This is a genomic window from Pseudomonas sp. 2VD (assembly GCF_005503585.1).
Lineage (GTDB): Bacteria > Pseudomonadota > Gammaproteobacteria > Pseudomonadales > Pseudomonadaceae > Pseudomonas > Pseudomonas aeruginosa.
Genome location: NZ_SCND01000445.1, coordinates 1 through 4,329 on the forward strand (window position 1 = coordinate 1; position 4,329 = coordinate 4,329).

Here is a 4,329-nt window from a genome sequence, read left to right on the forward strand (position 1 = left end):
GCCGGGCTTCCTGGTGCTGGCCGACGCGCTCAAGAGCATTCCCAATCCGCTGGTCAACGAAGCGATCACCGTCACCCTGCTGGCCGGCATCACCGGTTCCGCGTCGGGCGGCATGAGCATCGCCCTGGCGGCGATGTCCGATACCTTCATCGCCGCCGCCAACGCCGCGCAGATCCCCCTGGAAGTCCTCCACCGGGTCGCCGCCATGGCCAGCGGCGGGATGGATACCCTGCCGCACAACGGCGCGGTGATCACCCTCCTGGCGGTCACCGGCCTGACCCATCGGGAGGCGTACAAGGACATTTTCGGTATTACCCTGATCAAGACCCTGGCGGTGTTCTTCGTCATCGGGCTGTTCTACGCCACCGGCCTGGTCTGATCCGCCCTTTTTTCATCCAGCGGGAGAAACAGCATGACCCTGAAAGGCAAGACCGCCCTGGTCACCGGTTCCACCAGCGGCATCGGCCTGGGCATCGCCCTGAGCCTGGCCGAGGCCGGCGCCGACCTGCTCCTCAACGGCTTCGGCGAGGTCGACGCGGCGCTGGCGCAGGTCCGCGCCCGCGGCGTGCGCGCAGAGCACCACCCGGCCGACCTCTCCAGCCCGGAGCAGATCGGCGAACTGATGGCCTTCGCCGAGCGGACCTTCGGCGGCGTCGACATCCTCGTCAACAACGCCGGCATCCAGTACGTGGCGCCGGTGCAGGAATTCCCCATGGAACGCTGGGACGCGATCATCGCGATCAACCTGTCCTCGGTGTTCCATACCACCCGCCTGGCCCTGCCGGGCATGCTCGCGCGCGGCTGGGGGCGGATCGTCAACATCGCCTCGACCCACGGCCTGGTCGCCTCAGCCGGGAAGAGCGCCTACGTCGCCGCCAAGCATGGCGTGCTCGGCCTGACCAAGAGTGTGGCGCTGGAAACGGCGCGCACGCCGGTGACCTGCAACGCCATCTGCCCCGGCTGGGTGCTGACCCCGCTGGTGCAGAAGCAGATCGACACGCGCATCGCCGAGGGCGTCTCGCCCGAACAGGCGGAACACGACCTGCTGGCGGAAAAGCAACCCTCGCTGGCCTTCGTCACCCCCGAGCAACTCGGCGGACTGACGCTGTTCCTTTGCAGCGAAGCCGCCGACCAGGTGCGCGGCGCGGCCTGGAACATGGATGGCGGCTGGGTGGCGCAGTAGCCGGGGCGGCCAGCCTCTCCCCAGACCCTCTCCCTGAAGGGAGAGGGAACCATCCGGAGTTCGCCCGCCCCATTGCGTAGGGCGGATAACGCCACAGGCGTTATCCGCCGATACCTCGTTTCCCGGCGCGGCTGCCCTCTCCCCAACCTTCTCCCTGAAGGGAGAGGAAGTTATCGGGGCCAGGTCGGTCCGCCGATGCGCTACGGCATCACCGGCGGGATGTACGCCAGGGTGCTGCCCAGGGCCCAGAGCAACACCAGCACCAGCGGGATATGCACCAGCAACTGGACGAACGAGAAGCCGATCAGGTCGCGCGCCTTCAGCCCCAGCACGCCGAGCAACGGCAGCATGTAGAACGGATTGATCAGGTTCGGCAGCGCCTCGGCGGCGTTGTAGATCTGCACCGCCCAGCCGAGGTGGTATTGCAGCTCGTTGGCCACCTGCATCACGTACGGCGCCTCGATGATCCACTTGCCGCCGCCGGAGGGAATGAAGAAGCCCAGCACCGCCGAGTACACGCCCATCAGCAGCGCGTAGGTGTCGTGGGAGGCGATCTGTACGAAGAAGGTCGAGATATGGTGGGCCAGGGTCTCGCCGTCGCTGCCGTTGACCGTGGTCATGATCGCCGCGATCGAGCCGTACAGCGGGAACTGGATCAGTACCCCGGTGGTGGTCGGCACCGCGCGCGCCACCGCGTCGAGGAAGCTGCGCGGGCGCCAGTGCAGCAACGCGCCGAGCATCAGGAACAGCAGGTTATAGGTGTTCAACCCGGAGATCGCCAGGATCGCCGGCTTGGTCGAGAACTCGTGGACCAGCCAGCCGCCGGCCAGCAGTACCAGCAGGATGATCAGCAACGGGCTGTGCTCCAGCCACTCGCCGGGCCGGGTCGGCGCCAGCCTGGCCGGAGCGGTGAAGCTCACGTCGACCCCGCAATCCTTGGCGTCGCGGGCGCTGGCGGCGCTCGGCGCGGTCATGTAGGCGATCACCAGCGAGACCAGGATCAGCGCCAGCAGCATGACCCCGGACTGCCAGAGGAAGATGGTCTCGGTGAACGGGATCACCCCGGTGATCGCCAGGATCGACGGTGGCAGGCTGGCCGGGTTGGCCTGCAACTGCGCGGCCGACGACGACAGGCCCAGCGCCCACACCGCGCCCAGCCCGAGGTAGGCCGCGGCGCCGGCGGCGCGGTAGTCCATGCGCAGGTCGCTGCGGCGCGCCAGGGCGCGTACCAGCAGGCCGCCGAAGACCAGGCTGAGGCCCCAGTTGAGCAGCGAGGCGAGCATCGACACCAGCGCCACCCAGCAGACCGCCGAGCGGCCATTCTTCGGCACCCGCGCGAGCAGGTCGATGAGACGCGAGGCGGGGCCTGAACTGGCCACCACATAGCCGCCGATGACCACGAAGGCCATCTGCATGGTGAACGGGATCAGGCTCCAGAAACCGTCGCCGAAGGCTTTCGCCGTGGCGGTCGGTCCGGCGCCCATGGCCAGCGCGGCCAGGCTGACGATGAGGATGGCCAGGGCGGCGAACACCCAGGAGTCGGGAAACCAGCGCTCGGCCCAGTTCGAGCAACGCATGGCGAAGCGCGCGGAGCGGCTTTCTTGGATGGGAAGGATAGCGGTCATCGCGGATTCTCTCGGTTTTATTGTTATTCGGCGACTACGGGGCCGCCTGTGTGTGCTACGGCTCCCTGGGCACCCGGCCGTTCCGAGGGGCGGAACGGTACGGGGCCGGTCGGACGGTCAAGGCCGTCCGCCACTCTTTCCCTGGACACGAGCGCGCCATGCCCCCGCGAAAGGACATGGCGCGATCACGCCGCGAGCGGCAGGTCGATGGATCAGTCGCGGGCCAGGGTCAGGGCGACGCCCTGCCCGCCGCCGATGCACAGGGTGGCGAGGCCCTTCTTCGCGTCGCGACGGATCATCTCGTGCAGCAGGGTCACCAGCACCCGGCAGCCGGACGCGCCGATCGGGTGGCCAAGGGCGATGGCGCCGCCGTTGACGTTGACCCTGGCGGCATCCCAGCCCAGTTCCCGGCCCACCGCCAGGGACTGCGCGGCGAAGGCCTCGTTGGCCTCGATCAGGTCCAGTTGCTCCAGGCTCCAGCCGGCCTTGTCGAGCGCGCGACGGGTGGCGGAGACCGGGCCGATGCCCATGATCGCCGGGTCGACCCCGGCGCTGGCGTAGCTGGCGATCCGCGCCAGCACCGGCAGGCCCAGGGCCTTGGCCTTGGCTGCGCTCATCAGCAATACCGCGGCGGCGCCGTCGTTGAGGCTGGAGGCGTTGCCGGCGGTGACGCTGCCGTCCTTCCTGAAGGCCGGCTTGAGCTTGGCCAGGGCCTCGACGGTGGTGCCGGCGCGCGGCTGCTCGTCGGTATCGAAGCTCAGCGGCTCGCCCTTGCGCTGCGGGACCTGGATCGGCGTGATCTCGTCGCGGAAGCGCCCGCCCTCGATGGCGGCGATGGCCTTCTGCTGCGAAGCGGCGGCGAAGGCGTCCTGCTCCTCGCGGGTCAGGCCGTACTTCTCCGCCAGGTTCTCGGCGGTGATGCCCATGTGGTAGTCGTTGAAGGCGTCCCACAGGCCGTCCTCGATCATGCTGTCGACCAGCTTCGCATGGCCCATGCGCAGGCCGGTGCGGGCGCCGGGCATGACGTAGGGCGCCAGGCTCATGTTCTCCTGGCCGCCGGCGACGATCACCTCGGCGTCGCCGCAGCGGATCGCCTGGGCGCCCAGGTGCAGGGCCTTGAGGCCGGAGCCGCAGACCTTGTTCAGGGTCATGGCCGGCACGCCGACCGGCAGGCCGGCCTTGATCGCCGCCTGGCGCGCCGGGTTCTGCCCGGACCCGGCGGTGAGCACCTGGCCGAGGATCACTTCGTCGACCTGGCCGGCATCGAGACCGGTCTGTTCGAGCAGGCGGCGGATCACCGCGGCGCCCAGCTCGGGGGCGGGAATGCCGGCCAGCGAGCCCTGGAAGCTGCCGACGGCGGTACGGGTAGCGGCGACGATGACGACGTCTTGCATGGATGGTTCTCCTGGATTCGCCCGTGGCCGGGCCGAATCGCTGCGGGTGGACGTAGGCGGTGCGACAGGCTCCTATCCTACGCCCTCTGGAAAGGACGGTCCGCGCGGCCGGCGCCTTGCGTGGAGG

Annotated in this window: 3 protein-coding genes and 1 pseudogene; 2 read left to right on the forward strand and 2 right to left on the reverse strand. The window is 69.1% G+C overall.

Annotation, left to right across the window (positions count from 1 at the left end):
* Together FFS27_RS29305 and bdhA are read left to right on the forward strand one after the other, a co-directional pair.
* Positions 1–379 (forward strand): annotated as a pseudogene (locus FFS27_RS29305) (GntP family permease); the annotation flags it as partial.
* 33 nt (positions 380–412) lie between these two features.
* Positions 413–1,183, forward strand: a complete 771-nt coding sequence (bdhA, locus tag FFS27_RS29310; RefSeq protein WP_022580771.1) for a 3-hydroxybutyrate dehydrogenase — start codon at positions 413–415, stop codon at positions 1,181–1,183.
* Between the two features lie 200 nt (positions 1,184–1,383).
* On the opposite strand, the gene FFS27_RS29315 is transcribed toward bdhA, so the two are convergent.
* Together FFS27_RS29315 and FFS27_RS29320 are read right to left on the reverse strand one after the other, a co-directional pair.
* The gene (locus FFS27_RS29315; RefSeq protein ID WP_003088572.1) at positions 1,384–2,808 is read right to left on the reverse strand and encodes a short-chain fatty acid transporter; all 1,425 of its coding nucleotides are present in this window, start codon (positions 2,806–2,808) and stop codon (positions 1,384–1,386) included.
* A 212-nt stretch (positions 2,809–3,020) separates the two neighbouring features.
* Complete coding sequence (locus tag FFS27_RS29320) at positions 3,021–4,202, reverse strand: acetyl-CoA C-acetyltransferase (RefSeq protein ID WP_003121716.1); 1,182 nt, start codon at positions 4,200–4,202, stop codon at positions 3,021–3,023.
* Between the last annotated feature and the right edge of the window lie 127 nt (positions 4,203–4,329).